Annotated in this window: 32 protein-coding genes; 23 read left to right on the top strand and 9 right to left on the bottom strand. The window is 33.6% G+C overall.

The window, feature by feature from the left end:
• Positions 1-27 precede the first annotated feature (27 nt).
• Together HMPREF3154_RS00415 and HMPREF3154_RS00410 are read right to left on the bottom strand one after the other, a co-directional pair.
• Complete coding sequence (locus tag HMPREF3154_RS00415) at positions 28-1,227, bottom strand: MFS transporter (RefSeq protein WP_002432900.1); 1,200 nt, start codon at positions 1,225-1,227, stop codon at positions 28-30.
• On the bottom strand, positions 1,227-1,667 hold the full coding sequence (locus HMPREF3154_RS00410; RefSeq protein WP_030056887.1) for a MarR family winged helix-turn-helix transcriptional regulator: 441 nt from the start codon (positions 1,665-1,667) through the stop codon (positions 1,227-1,229). The genes HMPREF3154_RS00415 and HMPREF3154_RS00410 overlap by 1 nt, the downstream gene beginning before the upstream one ends.
• Before the next feature lie 167 nt (positions 1,668-1,834).
• On the opposite strand from HMPREF3154_RS00410, the gene HMPREF3154_RS00405 reads away from it, so the two are divergent.
• A complete protein-coding gene (locus HMPREF3154_RS00405; protein WP_002432523.1) occupies positions 1,835-2,596 on the top strand; it encodes a VOC family protein in 762 nt (253 codons plus the stop codon).
• On the opposite strand, the gene HMPREF3154_RS00400 is transcribed toward HMPREF3154_RS00405, so the two are convergent.
• Entirely contained in the window at positions 2,593-2,844 is a 252-nt protein-coding gene (locus tag HMPREF3154_RS00400) for a hypothetical protein (RefSeq protein WP_023351303.1), read from the bottom strand. The two genes, HMPREF3154_RS00405 and HMPREF3154_RS00400, sit on opposite strands and share 4 nt — an antisense overlap.
• 151 nt (positions 2,845-2,995) lie before the next feature.
• Here HMPREF3154_RS00400 and HMPREF3154_RS00395 point away from each other — a divergent pair, with 151 nt between their 5' ends.
• The gene (locus HMPREF3154_RS00395; protein WP_023351304.1) at positions 2,996-4,246 is read left to right on the top strand and encodes a lipid II:glycine glycyltransferase FemX; all 1,251 of its coding nucleotides are present in this window, start codon (positions 2,996-2,998) and stop codon (positions 4,244-4,246) included.
• 91 nt (positions 4,247-4,337) lie between these two features.
• Positions 4,338-7,517, top strand: a complete 3,180-nt coding sequence (locus HMPREF3154_RS00390; protein WP_030056889.1) for an efflux RND transporter permease subunit — start codon at positions 4,338-4,340, stop codon at positions 7,515-7,517.
• Between the two features lie 54 nt (positions 7,518-7,571).
• Here HMPREF3154_RS00390 and mspA read toward each other — a convergent pair whose 3' ends face one another.
• Positions 7,572-7,889: a membrane stabilizing protein MspA gene (gene mspA / locus HMPREF3154_RS00385; RefSeq protein WP_002432960.1), complete on the bottom strand. Its 318-nt coding sequence runs from the start codon at positions 7,887-7,889 to the stop codon at positions 7,572-7,574.
• Positions 7,890-8,083: 194 nt separating this feature from the next.
• Positions 8,084-8,248 (bottom strand): SE1832 family protein, encoded by a 165-nt coding sequence (locus tag HMPREF3154_RS11475; protein WP_002432795.1) that lies wholly within the window; start codon positions 8,246-8,248, stop codon positions 8,084-8,086.
• 149 nt (positions 8,249-8,397) lie between these two features.
• Between HMPREF3154_RS11475 and HMPREF3154_RS00380 the strand changes: the two genes are divergently transcribed.
• Positions 8,398-9,306 (top strand): AEC family transporter, encoded by a 909-nt coding sequence (locus tag HMPREF3154_RS00380; RefSeq protein WP_002432674.1) that lies wholly within the window; start codon positions 8,398-8,400, stop codon positions 9,304-9,306.
• A gap of 114 nt (positions 9,307-9,420) precedes the next feature.
• On the opposite strand, the gene HMPREF3154_RS00375 is transcribed toward HMPREF3154_RS00380, so the two are convergent.
• From HMPREF3154_RS00375 to HMPREF3154_RS00365, 3 genes are all read right to left on the bottom strand, one after another.
• Positions 9,421-10,212, bottom strand: coding sequence for a glucose 1-dehydrogenase (locus HMPREF3154_RS00375; protein WP_002469711.1), 792 nt, complete (start codon positions 10,210-10,212; stop codon positions 9,421-9,423).
• Between the two features lie 19 nt (positions 10,213-10,231).
• The gene (locus HMPREF3154_RS00370) at positions 10,232-11,095 is read right to left on the bottom strand and encodes a GRP family sugar transporter (protein ID WP_002432856.1); all 864 of its coding nucleotides are present in this window, start codon (positions 11,093-11,095) and stop codon (positions 10,232-10,234) included.
• Between the two features lie 248 nt (positions 11,096-11,343).
• Positions 11,344-12,228 (bottom strand): GNAT family N-acetyltransferase, encoded by an 885-nt coding sequence (locus HMPREF3154_RS00365; RefSeq protein WP_023351306.1) that lies wholly within the window; start codon positions 12,226-12,228, stop codon positions 11,344-11,346.
• A gap of 220 nt (positions 12,229-12,448) precedes the next feature.
• Between HMPREF3154_RS00365 and HMPREF3154_RS00360 the strand changes: the two genes are divergently transcribed.
• Together HMPREF3154_RS00360 and HMPREF3154_RS00355 are read left to right on the top strand one after the other, a co-directional pair.
• A complete protein-coding gene (locus HMPREF3154_RS00360; protein WP_049326491.1) occupies positions 12,449-14,584 on the top strand; it encodes a DNA topoisomerase III in 2,136 nt (711 codons plus the stop codon).
• A 111-nt stretch (positions 14,585-14,695) separates the two neighbouring features.
• Complete coding sequence (locus HMPREF3154_RS00355) at positions 14,696-16,030, top strand: NCS2 family permease (protein WP_002432350.1); 1,335 nt, start codon at positions 14,696-14,698, stop codon at positions 16,028-16,030.
• Between the two features lie 55 nt (positions 16,031-16,085).
• On the opposite strand, the gene HMPREF3154_RS00350 is transcribed toward HMPREF3154_RS00355, so the two are convergent.
• Positions 16,086-16,493, bottom strand: coding sequence for a hypothetical protein (locus HMPREF3154_RS00350; protein WP_002432654.1), 408 nt, complete (start codon positions 16,491-16,493; stop codon positions 16,086-16,088).
• A gap of 353 nt (positions 16,494-16,846) precedes the next feature.
• Here HMPREF3154_RS00350 and rpsJ point away from each other — a divergent pair, with 353 nt between their 5' ends.
• From rpsJ to rplF, 17 genes are all read left to right on the top strand, one after another.
• Entirely contained in the window at positions 16,847-17,155 is a 309-nt protein-coding gene (gene rpsJ / locus HMPREF3154_RS00345) for a 30S ribosomal protein S10 (protein WP_001118667.1), read from the top strand.
• Between the two features lie 27 nt (positions 17,156-17,182).
• The gene (rplC, locus tag HMPREF3154_RS00340) at positions 17,183-17,845 is read left to right on the top strand and encodes a 50S ribosomal protein L3 (RefSeq protein WP_002453788.1); all 663 of its coding nucleotides are present in this window, start codon (positions 17,183-17,185) and stop codon (positions 17,843-17,845) included.
• A 29-nt stretch (positions 17,846-17,874) separates the two neighbouring features.
• A complete protein-coding gene (rplD, locus tag HMPREF3154_RS00335) occupies positions 17,875-18,498 on the top strand; it encodes a 50S ribosomal protein L4 (protein ID WP_002432772.1) in 624 nt (207 codons plus the stop codon).
• On the top strand, positions 18,498-18,773 hold the full coding sequence (gene rplW, locus HMPREF3154_RS00330; protein WP_002432715.1) for a 50S ribosomal protein L23: 276 nt from the start codon (positions 18,498-18,500) through the stop codon (positions 18,771-18,773). Before rplD ends, rplW begins: the two co-directional genes overlap by 1 nt.
• A 31-nt stretch (positions 18,774-18,804) precedes the next feature.
• Positions 18,805-19,638, top strand: coding sequence for a 50S ribosomal protein L2 (gene rplB / locus HMPREF3154_RS00325; protein ID WP_002432890.1), 834 nt, complete (start codon positions 18,805-18,807; stop codon positions 19,636-19,638).
• Positions 19,639-19,705: 67 nt separating this feature from the next.
• The gene (gene rpsS, locus HMPREF3154_RS00320; RefSeq protein WP_001829710.1) at positions 19,706-19,984 is read left to right on the top strand and encodes a 30S ribosomal protein S19; all 279 of its coding nucleotides are present in this window, start codon (positions 19,706-19,708) and stop codon (positions 19,982-19,984) included.
• A gap of 27 nt (positions 19,985-20,011) precedes the next feature.
• A complete protein-coding gene (rplV, locus tag HMPREF3154_RS00315) occupies positions 20,012-20,365 on the top strand; it encodes a 50S ribosomal protein L22 (protein WP_002432623.1) in 354 nt (117 codons plus the stop codon).
• Between the two features lie 23 nt (positions 20,366-20,388).
• On the top strand, positions 20,389-21,042 hold the full coding sequence (rpsC, locus tag HMPREF3154_RS00310) for a 30S ribosomal protein S3 (RefSeq protein ID WP_070474213.1): 654 nt from the start codon (positions 20,389-20,391) through the stop codon (positions 21,040-21,042).
• Positions 21,043-21,044: 2 nt separating this feature from the next.
• Positions 21,045-21,479: a 50S ribosomal protein L16 gene (rplP, locus tag HMPREF3154_RS00305; RefSeq protein WP_002432945.1), complete on the top strand. Its 435-nt coding sequence runs from the start codon at positions 21,045-21,047 to the stop codon at positions 21,477-21,479.
• Positions 21,469-21,678: a 50S ribosomal protein L29 gene (gene rpmC / locus HMPREF3154_RS00300; RefSeq protein ID WP_000644737.1), complete on the top strand. Its 210-nt coding sequence runs from the start codon at positions 21,469-21,471 to the stop codon at positions 21,676-21,678. The genes rplP and rpmC overlap by 11 nt, the downstream gene beginning before the upstream one ends.
• A 24-nt stretch (positions 21,679-21,702) precedes the next feature.
• Positions 21,703-21,966: a 30S ribosomal protein S17 gene (gene rpsQ / locus HMPREF3154_RS00295; RefSeq protein WP_002432741.1), complete on the top strand. Its 264-nt coding sequence runs from the start codon at positions 21,703-21,705 to the stop codon at positions 21,964-21,966.
• A gap of 30 nt (positions 21,967-21,996) precedes the next feature.
• Positions 21,997-22,365 (top strand): 50S ribosomal protein L14, encoded by a 369-nt coding sequence (gene rplN / locus HMPREF3154_RS00290; RefSeq protein ID WP_002432661.1) that lies wholly within the window; start codon positions 21,997-21,999, stop codon positions 22,363-22,365.
• A 40-nt stretch (positions 22,366-22,405) separates the two neighbouring features.
• On the top strand, positions 22,406-22,723 hold the full coding sequence (gene rplX / locus HMPREF3154_RS00285; RefSeq protein ID WP_002432326.1) for a 50S ribosomal protein L24: 318 nt from the start codon (positions 22,406-22,408) through the stop codon (positions 22,721-22,723).
• Positions 22,724-22,748: 25 nt separating this feature from the next.
• Positions 22,749-23,288 carry a 50S ribosomal protein L5 gene (rplE, locus tag HMPREF3154_RS00280; protein ID WP_002432757.1) on the top strand — a complete coding sequence of 180 codons (540 nt, stop codon included), beginning with the start codon at positions 22,749-22,751 and terminating at the stop codon, positions 23,286-23,288.
• Positions 23,289-23,311: 23 nt separating this feature from the next.
• A complete protein-coding gene (locus HMPREF3154_RS00275) occupies positions 23,312-23,497 on the top strand; it encodes a type Z 30S ribosomal protein S14 (protein WP_001829713.1) in 186 nt (61 codons plus the stop codon).
• A gap of 31 nt (positions 23,498-23,528) precedes the next feature.
• Positions 23,529-23,927 (top strand): 30S ribosomal protein S8, encoded by a 399-nt coding sequence (gene rpsH / locus HMPREF3154_RS00270; RefSeq protein ID WP_002432853.1) that lies wholly within the window; start codon positions 23,529-23,531, stop codon positions 23,925-23,927.
• A 25-nt stretch (positions 23,928-23,952) separates the two neighbouring features.
• On the top strand, positions 23,953-24,489 hold the full coding sequence (gene rplF / locus HMPREF3154_RS00265) for a 50S ribosomal protein L6 (RefSeq protein WP_002432506.1): 537 nt from the start codon (positions 23,953-23,955) through the stop codon (positions 24,487-24,489).
• Position 24,490 lies beyond the last annotated feature (1 nt).

The raw sequence follows: 24,490 nt of genomic DNA, 5'->3' as shown, positions 1-24,490 counted from the left end.
ATAGGCGCTTTTATAGTTTAAAACCTATTAAATCGATTGATGCTTAACATTACGACCATGAACTACAAAATAAATAAATAACGTAATTATGCCTAATAATGCCATAATGCCATATAATTGACTATAAGTAATCATATGTGTGAAAAGGCCTAGGAATGATGGTCCGAAGCCAATACCGATATCTAAACCAATAAAATAAGTTGATGTAGCTAAACCGTACTTCGTTGAAGGTGATACTTTAATTGCAATGGCTTGCATTGAGGAAGATAAGTTACCATACCCGATACCTAATGCAATACCAGCAATGAGTAATACCCAGCCATCAAAACTAAACATTAACATTGCAAAACTTATGATTAAGAAAATAAATGCAGGATAAACAACTACATTTTCATTTTTATCATCCATTAATCGACCTGCAATTGGGCGTGTCACAAGTGAGGCCACTGCATAAAATATAAAGAAGTAACTTGCGGCAGTTACTAAGTTTCTCTCAACTGCAAATGCTTGTAAGTAAGTGAGAATCGCAGCGTATGTGACACCAATTAACATCATGACAATCGCAACAGGAATTGCTTCTTTTGCGATAAAATTCCCCAAACTAAATGCTTTTCGATTAGACGTATCATTTTTAGATGCAACAGTTTTAAAATCAATTTTTATAAAGAGTGATAGTAAACCACTCAATACTCCTAATATTACACAAATCATAAATAGAATTTGAATTGAAAATGAATTCATTAGCAACATGCCGAAGAAAGGACCAATCGCTGTACCCAAAACTAAGCTTAAAGAAAATAAACTAATTCCTTCACTTTTACGTGTAGGTGGTGTCACGTAAGCAGCAATGGTACCTGTTGCGGTAGTAGCGATTGCAGTAGCAATACCGTTAAGTAATCTTACTATCATCAAGAACCACACTGAACCCGGAATGAAGTAAAGTAATTGAGTAATGATTAAACAAATTAATCCGAAAATGAGTATCTTTTTTGGCCCAAAAGAGTTAACGTATTTTCCTGTGATAAATCGTCCAATAAGTGAGCCAACTATGAATAAACCTACGACCAGCCCAGCAAGTGAATCAGAAGCATGAAATTCTGTTTTACTATAACCAGCTATGACTACTATCAAAAGATACATACATAAATATACGAAAAAGTTAATTACAAAATTGAGATTAAAGCTTTTAGTAAATATGGGATCTTTAGTAGGTATCGCTTCGTTCATTATTTTTCCTCCTTAATAAGTGTCTCATGTATTTGAGACATAACTTTTGTAATTTCTGTTAGTTGTGCTTCTGTTAAGCCTACTTTCTTTATAATATCTTTTTGTATTACCGAAATTTCTTTATTTATAGTTTCAAACAAGGCTTGTCCTTCAGTGGTTAGTCTTAGTAATTTCTCTCTCTTATCACTACCTTGTTCTGTACTAATCCATTTATTATCAAGGAGTACTTTAACTATTTTACGAGTAGTTGGTTTTTCGATAGAGCGTCGATTAGAAATTTTTACTAATGTAGTTGGTTGAAAATTTGCTATGTCTCTTAAAACAAGCCATTGCCCAGTATGAATATCATGTTTATCTAAAATCGGTTGAGTTAATTTTGTGTATGGTCTGTATACACCTATAAAACTATTGAAGAAAGCATTGTTTAACATTAATAGCACCTCATTCATGATATTTAGTTAGCTTAGCTAACCTTTTTGAACGCAAGAAATATTATATGACTAATATATGAATATTGCAATACCTTTTTATTCTTTTAGATATTTAAAGTAAAATGGCACACTTTTTGTTAAAATAAAAATTAATTATAGGTAGAGGGGGAAGGTTGATGGAGCTTAAGTTTGATCACATTATTCATTACATTAATCAACTCAATCAATTTGAATTTCCTGGGAAATTATTAAAGTTACATAATGGTGGGAAACATCATCAATTTGGTACGTATAACCAGTTATCTTATATTAATGGTAATTATATTGAATTGTTAGATGTTGAAGATAAAGAAAAACTTAAGAAAGTAGCTAAAACAGAAGAGGGACGTGTCTCATTTGCTACTAAAATAGCCCAAGATGACTTTAATCAAGGGTTCAAGACAATTTGTTTGCGAACTAAAAACATAGAAGAAGTTAAAGCAACTTTACAAAAGAAAAATATTGATGTCATAGGACCTGTTCGTATGGAAAGGGAAAATAAAAAAGGGGATAAAGTAGGATGGCAACTTTTATATATAGCAGATCCTAGCTATAATGTTAAACCTCCATTCTTCATTCAATGGGATGAGAGTGAAGCATATAAAAATGAAAGTTTAAAAGACTTGTATCAGAAGCAATTTTCAATAGAAACGCTTGTTGTGAGTAGTGAAAAACGCAACTTAACAGTAGACAATTGGATCAAATGGTATGACATGAAAGTTGTAGATGAAACTGATACGTATACTGACCTCATTTTAGCGGATGATGATATCCTTTTTAGAATTGAAGATGGAAAAGACCCGGGCTATCACACTCTAGTAATTAAAGATTCAGAAGCCACATCACCATATTCTATAATAATTAGAGGTGCAAAATATCGCTTTGAACCTATAAATTAATATAGGTATTCATAAGTACTTTGAGCAATGATTGCAATGTGAATGAATGCAATGATTACTGAAATCATACTTAAAATGGTGTCAAAACGAGATGTTCTTATAAGTGAGAAGAAAATAGATAAAACAAATGATAATGCTACAAACATTACTCTCAAACTAAAATTTGATACAGTGAGTGGTTGAGCTAACGATGTTATAATAGCTATTAAGTTTAAAATGATAAATAAGAATAGAATGACTTTTCTCATTAAGAAAACCTCTTTATCTAATAATAATCATCATTATAACAAGCAACACTGTATAGACATAACTAAAAGGTTTATAACGTCCTTAATCGACAGTATCAAGGTTAGGATGTATAATTAAAATTACTGTAAAATAAAGGAGATATTATAAAGCATGGAAAAGATGAATATCACTAATCAAGAACATGACGCATTTGTAAAATCTCATCCAAATGGCGACTTACTGCAATTATCTAAATGGGCAGATACTAAGAAATTAACTGGATGGTACTCAAGACGAATTGCGGTTGGTGAAAATGGTGAAATTAAAGGTGTAGGACAATTACTATTCAAAAAAATACCTAAATTACCATTCACTTTATGCTATATATCAAGAGGTTTTGTAACTGATTATAATAATAAAGAAGCTTTAGAGACACTGTTGGAAATTGCTAAACAGGTAGCTAAAGAAGAGAAAGCTTATGCAATCAAAATTGATCCTGACGTTGAGGTTGATAAAGGCGCAGAGGCTTTAAAAAACCTTCGTGATTTAGGATTTAAACATAAAGGGTTCAAAGAAGGATTATCAAAGGATTATATCCAACCTAGAATGACAATGATTACGCCTATCGATAAATCTGACGATGAACTTATCCAAAGTTTTGAACGACGCAATCGTTCTAAAGTACGTTTAGCACTTAAACGAGGTACTAAAGTTGAACGTACTGGACGTGAGGGCTTAAAAACTTTCGCTAATTTGATGAAAATTACAGGTAAACGAGATGGGTTCTTAACGCGTGATATTAGTTACTTTGAAAATATTTATGATGCATTACATGAAGATGGAGATGCAGAACTTTTCTTAGTGAAATTAGAACCTAAGCCAGTTTTAGAACAAGTTAATAAAGACTTAGATAATCTTTCAAAAGAAAAAGAAAAGCTACAACAAAAAAAGCAAGACAAAAAAACATTAAATAAAATAAACGATGCTGAAAATAAAATTAAGAAAACGCATGAACTAAAAGTGAATTTAACAGAGCTTGAAAAAGAACATCCAAATGGCATCTATTTATCGGGTGCATTATTGATGTTCGCAGGTAATAAGTCATATTATCTATATGGTGCCTCTTCAAATGATTTCCGTGATTTCTTACCAAATCATCATATGCAATTCGAAATGATGAAGTATGCTCGAGAGCACGGTGCTACCACGTATGATTTTGGTGGAACTGATAATAATCCAGATAAAGATTCAGAACATTATGGATTATGGGCATTTAAGCGTGTTTGGGGCACATATTTAAGTGAAAAAATAGGTGAATTTGATTATGTCCTTAATCAACCGCTATATCAATTGATTGAACAAGTAAAACCTCGTTTAACTAAGGCTAAGATTAAATTATCACGTAAACTAAAAGGTAAATAATGCAACAAAAATCTGAACGCTTCTGTGACTCAACTAGATCGTTCAGATTTTTTTACTAAATATAATTTTTAATATAGAAGGGAATACTAGAATGATTAAAAAGTTATTACAGTTCTCGCTAGGTAATAAATTCGCTATATTTTTAATGGTTGTTTTAGTCATCTTAGGCGGAATTTATTCGAGTGCAAAATTAAAACTCGAACTTTTACCAGATGTTGAGAATCCGATGATTTCTGTTCAAACTACTATGCCTGGTGCTACCCCTCAATCAACTGAAGATGAAATTAGTAGGAAAATAGATAATCAAGTACGTTCCTTGGCTTATGTAAAGAGTGTGAAGACAGAATCCATACAGAATGCATCAATTGTAACAGTTGAATATAATGATGGCACAGATATGGATAAAGCTGAAGAACAACTAAAAAAAGAAATTGATAAAATTAAATTTAAAGACGGAGTGGGAGATCCGGAATTAACTCGAAACTCTATGGATGCCTTCCCAATCGTTGCATATTCATTTACAAGTAATAAACATGACTTAAAAGATGTAACTAAAGAGCTTAATCAACAACTTATCCCTAAATTACAAACGATTAATGGTGTTCAAAATGCTCAATTAAATGGTCAAACTAATCGTGAAGTAACACTGAAATTTAAGCAAGATGCTTTAGATGATAAAGGGTTAACTGCTGATGATGTCGAAAATTACATAAAAACTGCTACTCGTGAAACACCGTTAGGGTTATTCCAATTTGGTAAAACTGATAAATCGCTTGTCGTTGACGGTCAATTTAAATCAGTTAATGCTTTAAAAAATCTAAAGATTCCTTTATCTATAGCAGGACAAGGCAATCAAAGTAGTGATGATTCTAATAATAATAGCGCTTCTGATAATGAGAGCTTAATGCCTAAAGAAAATTCCAACTCTTCGCAATCAGGATCAAAAATGGCAAGTAGTAATGGGAAAATGCCATCAGTAAGCTTAAAAGACTTAGCTGACGTTTCTGTAGGAGATAATCGAACTTCAATATCTAAAACGAATGGTAAAGACGCAGTTAACTTACAAATTATGAAATCTCAAGATGCTAATACTGTTCAAGTTGCCAAAGAAGTTCAGAAAAAAGTAGATGAATTTGTTAAGAATAATAAGGGTATGACGTCAACGAAGACGATGGATACAGCTAAACCCATTGAAGATTCCCTTTATACCATGGTAGAAAAAGCAGCTTTAGGTACGATTGTCGCTATTATAGTAATTCTTCTATTCTTACGTAATATTAGAACAACAGCTATTTCAGTAGTATCAATCCCATTGTCCATTCTAATAGCTATGGTGGCTTTAAAGTTAAGTAATGTATCATTAAATATTTTGACATTAGGTGCATTAACTGTCGCAATAGGACGTGTGATTGATGACTCTATCGTCGTAGTTGAAAATATTTATCGTAGACTATCAGATTCCAATGAGACAATGAAAGGTGAAAATTTAATAATAAATGCGACAACTGAAGTATTTAAACCTATCATGTCCTCTACTTTAGTGACAATTGTCGTATTTTTACCACTTGTCTTTGTATCAGGTTCCGTCGGTGAAATGTTTAGACCATTTGCGCTGGCAATCACATTTAGTCTTTTAGCGTCACTCCTTGTTTCCATTACAGTTGTGCCGGCTTTAGGTTCTACACTTTTCAGAAAAGGTGTGAAAACGAAGCGTCAGCGTGAAGGTTTAGGTGTGATTAGCAAAGAATATAGACGAATACTAAAATGGTCACTCAATCATAAATGGATAGTCATTGTGATTAGTATAGTGATTCTGATTGGTAGTATTGGTTTAGGTGCGACAACATTAGGAACAAGCTATATTTCATCTGGGGATAATAAATTCTTAGCATTAACTTATACGCCCAAACCCGGCGAAACTGAAAAGTCAGTTTTAAATCATGCGAAGGAAGTACAAAAATACTTAGATAGTAAAGATAAAGTTCAAACCGTACAATATTCTGTTGGAGGACCGACACCTCAAGATCCAACAGGTAGCACAAATAGTATGGCAATTATGGTTAAATATGATTCAAATACACCTCACTTTGATGAGGAACCAGATAAAGTGCTTAAACACATTGAGACGTTTAAGCAACCAGGAGATTGGAAAAATCAGGATTTAGGAACTGGTGCAGGTAATGATTCAATAGAAGTGACTGTAAAAGGTCCTTCACCAGAAGCAATTAAAGATACGGTTGAAAATATCGAGAAGAAAATGAAAAATATTGATGGTATCGTAAATGTTAAATCCGATTTATCACAAACATATGATCAATATGAAATTAAAGTAGATCAGAATAAGGCTGCAGATAATGGTATTTCGGCAAGTCAATTAGCTATGAATCTTAATGAGAACTTGCCTGAAAAGACAATTACTACAGTTAAAGATAAAGGCAAGAAAATTGATGTTAAAGTTAAACAGAATAAGCAAACCGATTGGTCTCCGAAGAAACTGAATAATATAGAATTGAAAAAACCAACAGGTGGAACAATTAAATTAAGTAAAATAGCTTCATTACAGAAAACTACGACACCAAGTAAGTTAACGCAAGAAGATGGAGACTATGCAACGACTGTGACAGGTAAAGTTTCTGATAAAGATGTCGGAGGTAAGTCTCGCGAAGTCATGTCTCAACTAAATGACATTCATAAACCGAACAACGTTAAAATGAATGTTGGTGGTGCGACAGATGATATTAATACGGCGATGTCTCAATTAGCTATAGCTATGTTAGCTGCTATTATTATTGTTTATTTAATACTTGTCATTACTTTCAAAGGTGGCCTAGCTCCATTTACAATACTCTTCTCATTACCATTTACTGTTGTAGGTGTTGTATTGGCTCTTGTTATAACTGGCGAAACAATTTCCGTACCAAGTTTAATTGGTATGTTGATGCTTATAGGTATTGTGGTAACTAACGCAATTGTCTTAATTGACCGAGTAATAAACAATGAGAAAAATGGTTTGGAAATGAAAGAAGCATTGATTGAAGCGGGTGGCACTCGTATCAGACCTATTTTAATGACTGCAATAGCAACAATTGGTGCATTAATTCCATTATTATTTGGTCAAGATAGTTCAATTCTTATTTCAAAAGGATTGGCAGCTACTGTAATAGGCGGTTTAGTTTCTTCAACAATATTGACACTCATCGTCGTTCCAGTTATTTACGAAATCTTGTTCACCCTAAAGAATAAACTTTCTAGAAAATGGAATAATAAATAGAAAAAATCGACTTAGGCATCCTCATATTATAGCCTAAGTCGATTTTCATATTTTTTAATATAAAAATAGCGTTAAAATTACATAAATTACTATCAAAATAATTGAAATGATATTTAAAATGTTAACACCTTTTTTATCGCCTTTAAGTTCTTTAAAGCCTGTAACCTCAATGTTACCAACTAGGAGTAATAACACGATAAATACCCACCAATTTTCTTTCGGAAATTGTAGCGTCGTAATCGCAACGACGAACAATAATAAAATACCCATAATAATTCTTAAAATTCTCGTGAAAATCGAGTGCATTTTAAAAATACTAATATATGCGACAATTAAGTATAAAATGGGCAACAAAATTAGATAAAATTGCATCTGGGACATCCTTTCTTTTACGAATTATATATTAGCACGTTCAAAAATTGATGACTAGGATGTTTGATAATTCATATGTAAGTTAATTTGAATATGCTCATTGTCAATAAATGATTAAAGAAAAGTCTTGTTCTCATTTATGTCTAACATTTAATTTGTAATAACTAAATTTTAAATTTCTGTCTACCATTAAATTACTCATTCATTTTAGCTCGAATGTCAGAAATTTGTTGTTCAATATCTTCTAGCTGTTTTAGTAGTGGATCAACATTTTGATTAAGCGATTCCTTTTTATCTAAATCATTTTGTAATCGTACATAATCATATTTTAGTTCTGTTAATTTAGATTCTAAATCCATAGAAACAAATCTCCTTTTATCATTGAAATTGTTTAGTAACTATATTTAAATTAGATTATATCACGAAACAAGACGCTTCTAAAAATTGTGAGAAATATGTTAAAGTTATCAACTGTAAAAATGAAAATCCAGAGAAAGAAGGTATAGATGTGACTGAACAATTTGTCATGATTATATTACTTATTGCGCTCGGTTATTTTCTTAAGCGCATTAATTATTTAAAAGCAACTGATAGTCAAGTTCTTTCAACGCTTGTATTAAACGTCACATTACCTTCTCTTGTCATCGTTAACTTAAATAGTGCTGACCTAAATATGTCATTCTCAATCTTACCAATCATGATGATAGTCTATGGTATTGTTGCCAAAATCATTGTGATATGGTTCTTTAGGAAGTATAGTAACCAAATGCGTGGTTCTGTAGGAATGATGACAGGTTCAATGAATATCGGTCTGTTCGCGTATCCTTTAGTTAATGCTATTTGGCCAGAAAAGGGTATGGTATATTTTGGAATGGCTGATATTGGTGGGGCAATGATTATGTTCGGTTTGACATACTTTGTGGGAAGTTATTTCAGTGAAGGTGGAGACCAATTCAATTTTAAATTTTTAGGGAAGAAATTGATTCAGTCTGTACCATTAGTAACATATATCGTTATGTTTACACTAAATATGTCTAATATTCATATATGGAAGCCAGCTATAGACTTCTTCAGCATTCTTTCTAAAGCTAATATGCCATTATCTATGATATTACTAGGTGTTATGTTGAGCTTTAGCATTGATAGAGAATACTTACCTGTAACCATTAAGTATCTTTGCTTACATTATGGATTAGCTATTGTAGCAGGAACACTTGTACATTTCTTTTTACCGGTATCAGATCCAATGATTAAGACGACGTTATTAATTACATGGCTCTTACCAGTAGGTGTAGCTATCATACCTTACTCCATTCAATTTAAGTATAAGACGTTGCCATTTGTAGGGATGGTCACTAACTTAACTATAATAATTAGTATTGTTATTCTATATGTTTATCAAGCACTTTTTGTTTAGTTGTTTGTTCATTCATTTTTGAAAAATAAAATCTAATAGCAATGTATGAAAAAAGCATGCGAATGACTTATAAAAAGTCTTCGCATGCTTTTTTGAGTGTGAATTTTAAAAGGGTTATCCTTTACCACCCATAAATGCTGGATAATTAGTCATACCACCGTCAACATAAATAGTTGTACCATGAATATAGCTTGCTAAATCAGAGGCTAAAAATAATGCGACGTTTGAAATATCTTGAGCTTCACCAATTTCACGTGCTGGGATCATTTCTAACGTTTCTTCACGTGTTTTAGGATCAGAAAATTTTTCTCGAGTATGTTCAGTGACAATGGCGCCTGGAGAAATATTATTGATACGAATACCATACTGAGCATATTCCATTGACATAGTTTCCATCATTAACTTTAATCCGCCTTTACTTGCAGCGTAATTAACATAGTTAGGCCAAGGGATTGTGTCATGAACGCTTGAGGTATTGATTATGACACCTTTTTTATTTTCTTTAAGAAATTGATTAATCGCCTCACGAGAACCTGTAAATGCACCTGTTAAGTTAATATCTATGACTTTTTGCCATTCAGCATTAGACATTTCATGTGTTGGGATTGGTTTTTCAAAACCAGCATTGTTAATCATAATATCTAATGTACCAAATTGATCAACTGCTGATTGAACAAGATTTTTAACATCTTCTTCTACAGCAACATCACCTTGAACTGCAATAGCTTGTCCGCCAGCATTTTGAATCGTATTTTTTAGTTCATCTATTTCATCTAAATGACGATCAGAGCGATAGTTTAATACTACTTTAGATTTAGCTTTCCCAAAGTTTTCGGCAAATGATTTACCAATACCACTACCAGCTCCAGTAATAACAACTACTTTATTTTCTAATTCTTTAAACATTTTACGTCCCCCTAACGTTTTATTTCAAGTTACCTAGAATAATTGATGCGATGATTATCACAACGATACCTGACCATATACCAATCATTTGGCGACGATCTTTTTTCTCACCTAAAATAAAGATACCACCTAAAGTAGAAACGATAACAAGTAATTGTGATAATGAGAAGCTTGTGGCTACACCAACTTTAGGTTGTGAGTAGAACATAAATAAGTTACCAATACCCCATACTACACCAGGTATTAAATTCAATGCAGTAGATTTAATAGAAGTTTGATGATTCATAGAGAGAATAAATCCACCGATGGCCATACCGATTGATTGGAAGAATAGGGCATCAGTACCACTGACTCCGAAAATATCTCCAAGAACAACATAGCCTACGTAACCAATAGTTGAAATAAGCAAGATACCCATTGCTTTTTTGAATTCTGGATTATTGGATGTGCCTTCATTTTTAGCTTTAAGTGATGTTAGAGCAATACCAACCACTAGTAAAACCATTGCGATGAGGCCCATTACAACTTGAACCATGGTACTCCATTCTCCTAAGAAAATGGCACTAAATAGAGTAGTACCAACAAGTTGCATTCCTGTAGAAATAGGCATCGTCTTTGAAACGCCTATTAAGTTAACAGATTTTAACTGATTACCTTGACCAAAGGCCCAAAGCGCACCAGAGATTAAACCTACAATAATAACTGTTAAATTATCAAAAGCAGCATTACCAGTTAATAGTAAACCGATACCGACAATTAGAGTACCTAAAGTCGTTCCACGGATTTGATTGTAGGGTCCACCACCTACAAACACATTTATAATTACAACACTACCCCAAAACAGGGCTGGTAATAGTGCGATGAGAAAGTCTAAAAATTGCACTTATTACTCACTCTCCTAAAAAAACTTAATTAAGTGTACTCTTTAACACTTGAAATTATTCTAAATCAAAAAATTTGATAAGTAAAAAACAAAAACTTACGAATGACAACTCAAAGTAAAAGTTTGAGAAATGTCTAATAAAAAAACCGTAAACTAAGTTAAGTCTATAAACACTCTATGTATACAAGATATTTATAAACAGTCGTTTACGGTTAAAGTATAAAATTAATTATGTGTAAGTGTACTAATCAACTTGAGAAATCCTGGTGCAAATGTCTAGGTTCAAATTTATATTTCTTATATTCATAGTTAATTTGGAAGCCCAACTCGTTGAAACGTTCAACCAATTTGCTATTTTTATTACGTATTTTAAAGTAGACTTTGTGAATAGTATAATGCTCGAAAGCGTATTTCAAAGCATACTCAAGTAAATCAAAAGCAATCCCTTTGAGTCGATAATCCATATGGGAACTAAAGTACTTAATTTCGGCATTGTTGCGTTCAGTATCGACTTGTAAGTATAAATACCCCTTCAATAGACCTTCACTTACAAATATAAATAATCGATTATGTTCATTTAGTGATTCTATAATTTCATCCGGAGTCATTGCGTTATGTTTAAAGGTCATCATATGTAATTTGCTAAATGCACGATAGAAACCTTTTTGATATTCGATGATATTTTGATTATTAAGATGATCTCCAAGGTCTTTTTGTGCTTCCAAATAATAATCAGTAAAATTATAACTAGCATGGATTGTCTTCATATAGGTTTTATATTCTTGGACACCTTCTTCAAATGAAAAGTTGAATATGGATTCATCCGGTTGTTGTTCTATCAATTTATCAAACAGTAATTTGAATTGATTATCAGTCAAAGTAAAGTCTTGTGCAATAAATGGTCCTATTATTTTGTACCGATGATTATCATATGAGAAAGCAAGTATCAACGCTTGAATTTGATTATTTTCAGTCATTGCAATCACGCCTGGATGAGTAATAGCTTCATTTAATAATGTGTCAAAATCCTCATATTCTTGAGGTAGTTTATATAAATAAGATGTTGATAGGTAACGAGATGAGTCTATAAAAGCTTTTATTTTTTGTGGTTCACGCAATTGAACGATATTCATCATTCTACCTCCGCCTCTTATAGTCTTTCTTCAATTATATTATATTTATAGAGAAATGAAAGTTTATCGATAGATACACATGTTACAATATGACTAATACTATTCAATGAATAAGTTTAATTTTGAAAAAATATTTTGAGAGAGTTCTTCTTTACGATTCAAAAATTATTATTGTAAAAATTAAGCTAACGTCAAATTCATTTTCAGAAGGGAAGTTATCATGAAATCCTTAATATTAGCTGAAAAGCCTTCGGTAGCTCGAGATATAGCTGAGGCATTAAATATCAAGCAGAAAAAGAATGGATATATTGAGAATGAAAAATATATCGTGACTTGGGCATTAGGTCATTTAGTCACAAATGCAACACCAGAACAATATGATGTTTCATATAAAGAATGGAAACTTGAGGATTTACCTATTATACCTAAACATATGAAGACTATTGTTATTGGTAAAACGAGTAAGCAATTTAAAACTGTAAAATCATTAATAATGGATAAAAAGGTGAACAACATCATTATAGCAACTGATGCGGGGCGAGAAGGGGAACTTGTCGCAAGGCTCATACTTGATAAAGTTGGCAACAAGAAACCAATTCAACGGTTATGGATTAGTTCGGTAACTAAGAAGGCCATTCAGAACGGTTTTAAACATTTAAAAGATGGACGTGCATATCATAATCTTTATCAGGCTGCATTAGCGAGGAGTGAAGCGGATTGGATTGTAGGTATTAATGCCACACGTGCGCTGACAACAAAGTATGATGCACAATTATCACTAGGACGTGTTCAAACACCAACTATACAATTAGTGCAATCTAGACAGGAAGAAATCAATCATTTCCAACCTGAGAAGTACTATACATTATCAATTAAGGTAGATGGGTACGACTTTCAATTAGATTCAAATAAACGTTATAAAAATAAAGAAGATTTAGAAGCACTTGCACAACAAGTAAAAAACCAAGAAGGCAAAATATTAGATATAAAAACTAAGCATAAGAAAATGTACCCACAAATGTTATATAACTTAACGGATTTACAACAAGACGCGTATCGACGTTTTAAAATGGGACCGAAGGACACGTTAAATACATTACAAAACTTATATGAAAGACATAAAATTGTGACGTATCCACGTACTGACTCTAATTATTTAACGAATGATATGGTGGATACGATTAAGGAACGTTTACAAGCCTTACTCGCTACAGAATATAAAGCCCATGTGCGAGAACTTATGAGTCAGTCATTTTCACCTAAAATGAATATATTTAATGATGGAAAAGTATCAGATCACCATGCCATTATACCTACGGAAGTAAGACCATCACTTGATCAACTCAGTCAACGAGAATTAAAAATTTATACAATTATTGTTCAAAGATTTTTAGAAACTTTAATGAAACCTTACGAATATGAAAATGTTGTGATTAACTTTGGTATAAAAGATTTAATCTTTACATTGAAAGAAAACATTCCTAAACAATTAGGTTTTAAGGCACTTAAAGAAGAGGAATTACGTCAAACATCATCACATCGATTTACTAAAAATCTTAAGTTCAAAGTTCAAAAAGTGAATATTCATGAACATGAAACGAAAGCACCTGATTATTTTAATGAAGGTTCTCTATTAAAAGCGATGGAAAATCCACAAAATTATATTAATTTTAGTAATAAAAAGTATGCTCAAACTCTTAAACAAACTGGAGGAATAGGGACAGTTGCAACTCGTGCAGACATTATTGATAAGCTTTTTAATATGAATGCACTTGAATCAAGAGATGGTAAAATCAAAGTTACATCTAAAGGTAAACAAATTTTAGAGTTATCACCTGATCAATTAACATCACCTCTTTTAACTGCTCAGTGGGAAGAAAAGTTGATTCTTATTGAACAAGGGAAATATAACTCTCAGAAATTCATGAACGAAATGAGAGACTTCACTAAACAAATTGTAGACAAAATTAAAAATAGTGAACAAAAATATAAACATGATAATTTAACTACGACCGAATGTCCTACATGTGGTAAGTTCATGATCAAAGTAAAAACTAAAAATGGTCAAATGCTTGTATGCCAAGACCCCTCTTGTAAAACTAAGAAAAATGTTCAACGTAAAACGAATGCGCGTTGTCCTAATTGTAAGAAGAAAATGACTTTATTTGGAAGAGGGAAAGAGGCAGTATACAGATGTGTTTGTGGTCATTCTGAAACACAAGCTCAAATGAATAAGCGTATGAAAGAGAAAACTAACGGTAAAGTTTCACGTAAAGAAATGAAGAAATATATGAATAATACAGAAGAGATAGATAATAATCCATTTAAAGACGCTTTAAAAAATTTAAAACTTTAAAAAATAGCGAACGAAAAAATATAAATATAACCAAAGGTTCGTTTTTGGTATTGTTTTTTGTGAATTTAGGTATTAAAATATTAAAGTATTTCAAATAAAGGAGCATTTACCGTGAAAAAATACTTTCAGTTCGATAAGCATGGAACAAATTATAGAAATGAAATTTTAGGTGGTATCACGACGTTTTTATCTATGGCTTATATCCTTGCCGTAAATCCTCAAGTTTTAAGTTTGGCTGGGGTAAAAGGTGTTTCTAGCGATATGAAAATGGACCAAGGAGCAATTTTTGTTGCCACTGCATTAGCTGCTTTCGTTGGTTCTTTATTTATGGGACTTATCGCTAAATATCCAATAGCCTTAGCGCCAGGAATGGGATTAAATGCTTTCTTCGCATTTACTGTTGTGCTTACAATGGGAATTCCATGGAAAGTAGGTTTAACCGGCGTACTTTTCTCTGGGGTGTTCTTTGCTATCTTAACTGCCACAGGATTAAGGGAAATCATTATTAATGCTATACCTTATCAGATGAAAATGGCTGTTTCAGCAGGTATAGGATTGTTTATCACCTTTGTAGGACTTCAAAGTTCTGGAATCATTATTAAAAATGATTCAACACTTGTTACACTTGGTCACTTAACTAAAGCGCCAGTATTATTAGCGATATTTGGAATTATAATTACTGTTATTTTATACGCTAAAAAAGTACCAGGTTCTATATTTATAGGGATGATTATTACAGCGATTGTAGGTATGATTACAGGTCAAATCCATACTCCATCAGGAATTGTAGGTCATATTCCTAGTATTAAACCAACTTTTGGTGTAGCGTTTGAATCATTTAAAGATCCTGGTCAATTATTCACAGTTCAATTTTTAATCGTCATTTTAACATTTTTATTCATTGACTTCTTTGATACGGCAGGTACACTTGTAGCTGTTGCAACACAAGCTGGTATCATGAAAGATAATAAATTACCTAGAGCGGGAAGAGCGCTTTTCTCAGATTCACTTGCTACGATTGTGGGAGCAATTTTTGGTACAACAACAACTACTTCATACATAGAATCTACATCAGGTGTAGCGGTAGGTGCCCGTACAGGTTTTGCTAGTATTGTAACTGGTATTTGTTTCTTACTTGCACTATTCTTTAGTCCACTTATCGAAGTGGTTACAAGTGCTGTGACTACACCTGCTTTAGTAGTTGTAGGTGTGTTAATGGCTTCTAACTTTGCTGAAATCAATTGGAAACGATTTGAAGTTGCGGTTCCTGCATTTATTACCATTATTATGATGCCTTTATCATATTCTATTGCTACAGGTATTGCGTGTGGATTTATATTCTATCCACTTACAATGGTTATAACAAAAAGACATAAAGAAGTACATCCTATTATGTATGTACTCATGGCATTATTTATACTTTACTTTGTGTTTGTTCATAAATAATAAAAAAGGTCGACCCATATATGGGCCGACCTTTTTCTACTATTATAAGTGATATTTATCTATGAATTTCTTCTTTTTCTCTATTATCGTTCTTATATTGAGTGTAGATTACTCGAGCATCTTTATTTGGTAGATAAGTTGGAGCAGATAAAACAATGAATACAAAAAATATCATTAAGAAGAATAAAATCCAATGTACTACCATACCAACCACTGGGATAAATGCAATAAATGATCCTACGATACCTAAAATCGGTATAATAACCATTGGTTTAATAGAATTTTGAGTATCTACAAGTAAAATAATTGTAATAATAAGATAGAGAAATGCATTAAGTAATAATGGTTGCCAACCAAAACTTAAAATGACACTACCACCTAAAAAAGGAATCCCATAGAAAAATTCACAAATGATAAGGAAAACCCCTAAAATTGCTAAAGTCATTTTAACTCCGTTTTTCATCTAATCACTCCTATTCTCTTCCTATTATATTAAAGCTAACGTTATAAATATATTAATATGTTTCCGTTTAGGAAATGAACTAAAATAAAAGTAAAAAATTTCAATAAAACGGTTGAACAAGCTCTTTATTTCAAGTACAATAATCAAGTATGTGTTAGACAGATATATAGAAAGTTACTGAAAAACCTTGATTTATCGGTGTTTTTCATGTAACATATCTAATGTTGGACTTTATGAAAAGCGATGAAGCGAAAGGTTACTGACACACCCGGCCGCTTTGCCATGGCGTTGTGTGAGATAGTTTTCGTGGAGAAGTCTATCACTTAAATGTAGACGAACAAGGAGGGAAAATTATGGCAAAACAAAAAATCAGAATCAGATTAAAAGCTTATGATCACCGTGTGATTGATCAATCAGCAGAGAAAATTGTTGAAACTGCAAAACGTTCTGGTGCAGATGTTTCTGGACCAATTCCGTTACCAACTGAAAAATCAGTTTATACAATCATTCGTGCCGTGCATAAGTACAAAGATTCTCGTGAACAATTCGAACAACGTACTCACAAACGTTTAATCGATATTGTTAACCCAACACCTAAAACAGTTGATGCTCTTATGGGCTTAAACTTACCTTCAGGTGTAGACATCGAAATTAAATTATAATAGAAATTTTTAGGAGGTGGACTTTCGATGACCAAAGGAATCTTAGGAAGAAAAATCGGGATGACACAAGTTTTCGGTGAAAACGGTGAATTAATCCCAGTAACAGTAGTAGAAGCAAGCCAAAACGTTGTATTACAAAAGAAAACTGAAGAAGTTGACGGTTACAACGCAATCCAAGTTGGATTTGAAGACAAACAAGCATATAAAAAAGGTTCTAAATCTAATAAATATGCAAATAAGCCAGCTGAAGGTCACGCTAAAAAAGCTGACACAGCACCTAAGCGCTTCATTCGTGAATTCCGCAACGTTAACGTTGACGAATACGAAGTAGGTCAAGAAGTCTCAGTTGATACATTTGAAACTGGTGACATCATTGATGTTACAGGTGTTTCAAAAGGTAAAGGTTTCCAAGGTGCTATCAAACGTCATGGTCAAGCACGTGGACCAATGGGTCACGGTTCTCATTTCCACAGAGCGCCAGGTTCTGTAGGTATGGCTTCAGACGCTTCAAGAGTATTTAAAGGACAAAAAATGCCAGGTCGCATGGGTGGAAACACTGTAACTGTTCAAAACTTAGAAGTCGTTCAAGTAGACACTGACAATAGCGTAATTTTAGTTAAAGGTAACGTACCTGGACCTAAAAAAGGCTTAGTAGAAATCACAACTTCAATTAAAAAAGGTAATAAATAATTCAAGAAGCGAAAGGAGGAAATTGCATAATGGCTAATTATGATGTTTTAAAAGTAGACGGATCTAAATCTGGTTCAGTTGAATTAAGCGATTCAGTATTCGCTATTGAACCTAATAATAGCGTTCTTTTCGAAGCTATTAACTTACAACGTGCGTCATTACGCCAAGGTACACACGCTGTTAAAAATCGTTCAGCTGTACGTGGTGGCGGACGTAAACCATGGAGACAAAAAGGAACAGGTCGTGCACGTCAAGGTACAATCCGTGCTCCACAATGGCGCGGTGGTGGTATCGTATTCGGACCAACTCCAAGAAGTTATTCATACAAAATGCCTAAGAAAATGCGTCGTTTAGCTTTACGTTCTGCATTATCTTTCAAAGTTCAAGAAAATGGATTTACAGTTGTTGATTCTTTCGGTTTTGACGCTCCAAAAACAAAAGAATTCAAAAATGTTTTATCTACTCTTGAACAACCTAAAAAAGTTTTAGTTGTTACTGAAGACGAAGATGTAAATGTTGAATTATCAGCACGCAACATCCCTGGAGTACAAGTTTCAACTGCACAAGGATTAAACGTTTTAGATATTACAAGCGCTGACAGTGTAGTAATCACTGAAGCTGCTGCTAAAAAAGTTGAGGAGGTGCTCGGATAATGGAAGCAAGAGATATTCTTAAGCGCCCCGTAATCACTGAGAAATCTTCAGAAGCTATGGCAGAAGATAAATATACTTTCGACGTTGATACTCGTGTTAATAAAACACAAGTCAAAATTGCTGTAGAAGAAATCTTCGATGTAAAAGTTGAAAGTGTTAATATCATGAACTATAAACCTAAGAAAAAACGTATGGGCCGTTATCAAGGCTATACAAATAAAAGAAGAAAAGCGATTGTTAAATTAAAAGAAGGTTCAATCGACTTATTTAACTAAAAATAAATTACCAATAAGGAGGTAAGCGACAATGGCTCTTAAAAAATATAAGCCAATAACAAATGGTCGTCGTAATATGACTACTTTGGATTTCGCAGAAATCACAAAGACAACACCTGAAAAGTCATTATTACAACCGCTACCGAAAAGAGCGGGACGTAACAACCAAGGTAAATTGACTGTTCGCCATCATGGTGGAGGACATAAACGTCAATACCGTGTTATCGATTTCAAACGTAATAAAGATGGAATCACTGCTAAAGTAGATTCAATTCAATATGATCCAAACCGTTCAGCAAACATCGCTTTATTAGTATATGCTGATGGTGAAAAACGCTATATCATCGCACCTAAAGGATTACAAGTAGGTCAAACTGTTGAAAGTGGTTCAGAAGCTGATATTAAAGTAGGTAATGCTTTACCACTACAAGACATTCCAGTTGGTACTGTAATTCATAACATTGAGTTAAAACCAGGAAAAGGTGGACAACTTGCTCGTTCAGCTGGTGCTAGCTCACAAGTATTAGGTAAAGAAGGTAAATATGTATTAATCAGATTAAGATCTGGTGAAGTACGTATGATCTTATCTACTTGCCGTGCTACTATCGGTCAAGTTGGTAACTTACAACATGAACTTGTTAACGTTGGTAAAGCTGGACGTTCTAGATGGAAAGGCGTTCGCCCAACAGTTCGTGGTTCTGTTATGAACCCTAACGATCACCCACACGGTGGTGGTGAAGGTCGTGCACCAATCGGTAGACCATCTCCAATGTCACCATGGGGTAAACCAACTCTTGGTAAGAAAACACGTCGTGGTAAAAAATCATCAGACAAACTTATCGTTCGTGGACGTAAGAGAAAATAATAATAACAACTTATTTGGGTGTGCGGCTTAAAAGCTGCACGCACACAATAAGAAGGGAGGCGCCCAAATGGCTCGTAGTATTAAAAAAGGACCTTTCGTCGATGATCACTTAATGAAAAAAGTAGAAGCACAAGACGGAAGTGAAAAGAAACAAGTAATTAAAACATGGTCTCGTCGTTCTACAATTTTCCCTAACTTCATCGGTCATACTTTTGCAGTATACGATGGACGTAAACATGTACCTGTATATGTAACAGAAGATATGGTAGGTCACAAATTAGGTGAATTTGCTCCTACTCGTACATTTAAAGGACATGCTGCAGACGACAAGAAAACTAGAAGATAATTTTAATAAGTAGAGGAGGAAATCCTAATGGAAGCAAAAGCGGTTGCTAGAACAATAAGAATCGCACCTCGTAAAGTAAGATTAGTTCTTGACTTAATCAGAGGTAAAAATGCTGCTGAAGCTATTGCTATTTTAAAATTAACTAACAAAGCTTCATCACCAGTAATCGAAAAAGTATTAATGTCCGCTTTAGCAAATGCAGAGCATAACTATGACATGAACACTGATGAATTAGTTATCAAAGAGGCATATGCAAATGAAGGACCAACTTTAAAACGTTTCCGCCCACGTGCACAAGGTCGTGCAAGTGCAATTAATAAACGTACAAGCCACATTACAATCGTCGTAAGTGACGGTAAAGAAGAAGCTAAAGAAGCTTAATAACTTTCTAAGGAGGGAATACTGTGGGTCAAAAAATTAATCCAATCGGACTTCGTGTCGGAGTTATCCGTGACTGGGAAGCGAAATGGTATGCTGAAAAAGACTTCGCTTCATTATTACACGAAGATTTAAAAATCCGTAAATTTATTGATAAAGAACTTAAAGAAGCATCAGTTTCTCATGTAGACATTGAACGTGCTGCTAACCGTATCAACATTGTTATTCACACTGGTAAACCAGGTATGGTAATTGGTAAAGGCGGTTCAGAAATTGAAAAACTTCGTAATAAATTAAACGCTTTAACAGATAAAAAAGTACACATTAACGTAATTGAAATCAAAAAAGTTGATATTGATGCTCGTTTAGTAGCTGAAAATATCGCACGTCAATTAGAAAATCGTGCTTCATTCCGTCGTGTACAAAAACAAGCTATAACAAGAGCTATGAAACTTGGTGCTAAAGGTATCAAAACTCAAGTATCAGGTCGTTTAGGCGGAGCTGACATCGCTCGTGCTGAACAATATTCAGAAGGAACTGTTCCACTTCATACTTTACGTGCTGACATCGATTACGCACACGCTGAAGCCGACACTACTTATGGTAAATTAGGCGTTAAAGTATGGATTTATCGTGGAGAAGTTCTTCCTACTAAGAACACTAGTGAAGGAGGAAAATAATAATGTTACTACCAAAACGTGTAAAATATCGTCGTCAACATCGTCCAAAAACAACTGGTCGTTCTAAAGGCGGTAACTACGTAACATTTGGTGAGTATGGTTTACAAGCAACTACAACGTCTTGGATCACATCTCGTCAAATCGAATCTGCTCGTATTGCAATGACACGTTACATGAAACGTGGCGGGAAAGTTTGGATTAAAATCTTCCCTCATACACCGTATACTAAAAAACCTTTAGAAGTACGTATGGGTGCCGGTAAAGGTGCGGTTGAAGGCTGGATTGCAGTCGTTAAACCTGGTAGAATCTTATTCGAAGTAGCTGGTGTATCTGAAGAAGTTGCACGTGAAGCATTACGTTTAGCAAGTCACAAACTTCCAGTAAAAACTAAGTTTGTAAAACGTGAAGAATTGGGTGGTGAAACAAATGAAAGCTAAGGAAATTAGAGACTTAACCACTTCAGAAATCGAAGAACAAATCAAATCTTCAAAAGAAGAGCTTTTTAACCTACGCTTTCAGTTAGCTACAGGTCAATTAGAAGAAACTGCACGTATTCGCACAGTAAGAAAAACGATTGCACGTCTAAAAACTGTTGCTCGTGAAAGAGAAATTGAACAAAGTAAGGCTAATCAATAATAATTGAAAGAGGAGGTTACGAAAGTGAGCGAAAGAAACGATCGTAAAGTTTATGTAGGTAGAGTTGTTTCAGACAAAATGGACAAAACTATTACAGTTCTTGTAGAAACTTACAAAACTCACAAATTATACGGTAAACGAGTAAAATACTCTAAAAAATACAAAACTCATGATGAAAACAATTCAGCTAAATTAGGAGACATTGTTAAAATTCAAGAAACTCGTCCTTTATCAGCAACAAAACGTTTTCGTTTAGTAGAAATTGTTGAAGAGTCAGTAATTATTTAATCAAGATTAGAGATAAGGGAGGTTTAACGAATGATCCAACAAGAAACACGTTTAAAAGTAGCAGACAACTCTGGTGCTCGTGAAGTTCTTACAATTAAAGTATTAGGTGGATCTGGTCGCAAAACAGCGAATATCGGTGATATCATCGTATGTACTGTTAAAAATGCAACACCAGGTGGCGTTGTTAAAAAAGGCGACGTTGTAAAAGCTGTTGTAGTTCGTACTAAATCAGGTGTTCGCCGTAACGACGGTTCATATATCAAATTTGATGAAAATGCATGTGTTATCATCCGTGATGACAAAGGCCCACGTGGTACTCGTATCTTTGGTCCTGTTGCTCGTGAACTACGTGAAGGTAACTTCATGAAAATCGTATCATTAGCACCAGAAGTACTATAATACAAAAATTACCAATCATACTATTTAAGGAGGTGCCCACATGCATATCAAAAAAGGTGACAACGTAAAAGTTATCGCAGGTAAAGACAAAGGTAAAGAAGGTAAAGTTGTAGCGACTGAACCTAAAAAAGACCGTGTCGTTGTGGAAGGTGTTAACGTAATTAAAAAACACCAAAAACCAACTCAATTAAATCCTGAAGGTGGAATCTTAGAAACAGAGGCAGCAATCCATGTTTCTAACGTACAATTATTAGACCCTAAAACAAACGAACCTACAAGAGTAGGATACAAAATTGTTGATGGTAAAAAAGTTCGCGTTGCAAAAAAATCAGGCGAAGAAATCAAATCTAATAATTAATAACTAGTTGAAAGGAGGATCCACTTTGAACCGTTTAAAAGAAAAGTATAACTCTGAAGTTACTGAGAACTTAGTTAAAAAATTCAACTACAGTTCAGTAATGGAAGTACCTAAAATCGAAAAAATCGTAGTGAACATGGGTGTAGGTGACGCAGTTCAAAACTCTAAAGTATTAGATAATGCTGTAGAAGAGTTAGAATTAATTACTGGTCAAAAACCATTAGTAACTAAAGCAAAAAAATCAGTTGCAACATTCCGTTTACGTGAAGGTATGCCAATCGGTGCTAAAGTAACACTTCGCGGTGAAAGAATGTATGAATTCTTAGATAAACTTATTGCAGTATCATTACCTCGTGTACGTGACTTCCAAGGCGTTTCTAAAACAGCTTTTGATGGACGCGGTAACTACACTTTAGGTGTTAAAGAACAATTAATTTTCCCTGAAATTGATTATGATAAAGTAAGTAAAGTTAGAGGAATGGATATTGTTATCGTAACAACTGCTAATACTGACGAGGAAGCTCGTGAGTTATTATCAAACTTCGGTATGCCATTTCGTAAATAATCTCTAAAAAGGAGGCTAATTAAGTGGCTAAAACTTCAATGGTTGCTAAGCAACAAAAAAAACAAAAATTCGCTGTACGTGAATATACTCGTTGTGAACGCTGTGGTCGTCCACATTCTGTATATCGTAAATTTAAATTATGCCGTATTTGTTTCCGTGAATTAGCTTACAAAGGCCAAATTCCTGGCGTACGTAAAGCTAGCTGGTAATAATTAAGAGTCTGAAAGGAGGCAACAATCAATGACAATGACAGATCCAATCGCAGATATGCTTACTCGTGTTAGAAATGCAAACATGGTTCGTCACGAGAAGTTAGAATTACCTGCATCTAATATTAAAAAAGAAATCGCTGAAATCTTAAAAAACGAAGGTTTCATTAAAAACGTTGAATACGTAGAAGACGATAAACAAGGTGTTATTCGTTTATTCTTAAAATATGGTCAAAACAATGAACGTGTTATCACAGGATTAAAACGTATCTCTAAACCAGGTTTACGTGTATATGCTAAAGCTAACGAAGTACCTAAAGTATTAAATGGTTTAGGTATTGCATTAGTTTCAACTTCTGAAGGTGTTATCACTGATAAAGAAGCAAGAAAACGTAACGTAGGTGGAGAAATTATCGCGTACGTTTGGTAATTAATTAATAAGGAGGTGCCATAACATGAGTCGTGTTGGTAAGAAAATTATTAACATTCCTAGTGACGTAACAGTAACTTTTGATAATAATCATGTAACTGTTAAAGGTCCAAAAGGTGAATTAGAAAGAACTTTAAATGAAAGAATGACATTCAAACAAGAAGAAAACACAATCGAAGTTGTAAGACCTTCTGATTCTAAAGAAGATAGAACAGACCATGGTACAACTCGTGCTTTATTAAATAATATGGTACTAGGTGTTTCTCAAGGTTTCGAAAAATCACTTGAACTTGTTGGTGTTGGTTACCGTGCGCAAATGCAAGGTAATGACTTAGTACTAAATGTTGGTTATTCTCACCCAGTTGAAATTAAAGCTGAAGACGGTATTACTTTTGCTGTTGAGAAAAACACAACTGTTAAAGTATCTGGTGTTTCTAAAGAACAAGTTGGTGCGATTGCATCTAACATCCGTTCAGTAAGACCTCCAGAACCTTATAAAGGTAAAGGTATTCGTTACCAAGGTGAATATGTTCGCCGTAAAGAAGGTAAAACTGGTAAATAAT

Origin of the sequence: Staphylococcus sp. HMSC06C11, assembly GCF_001808345.1 — a bacterium.
Classification (GTDB): domain Bacteria; phylum Bacillota; class Bacilli; order Staphylococcales; family Staphylococcaceae; genus Staphylococcus; species Staphylococcus capitis.
Note: the sequence above shows the minus strand (reverse complement) of the source record. Positions and strands in the feature narration are given on the sequence as shown.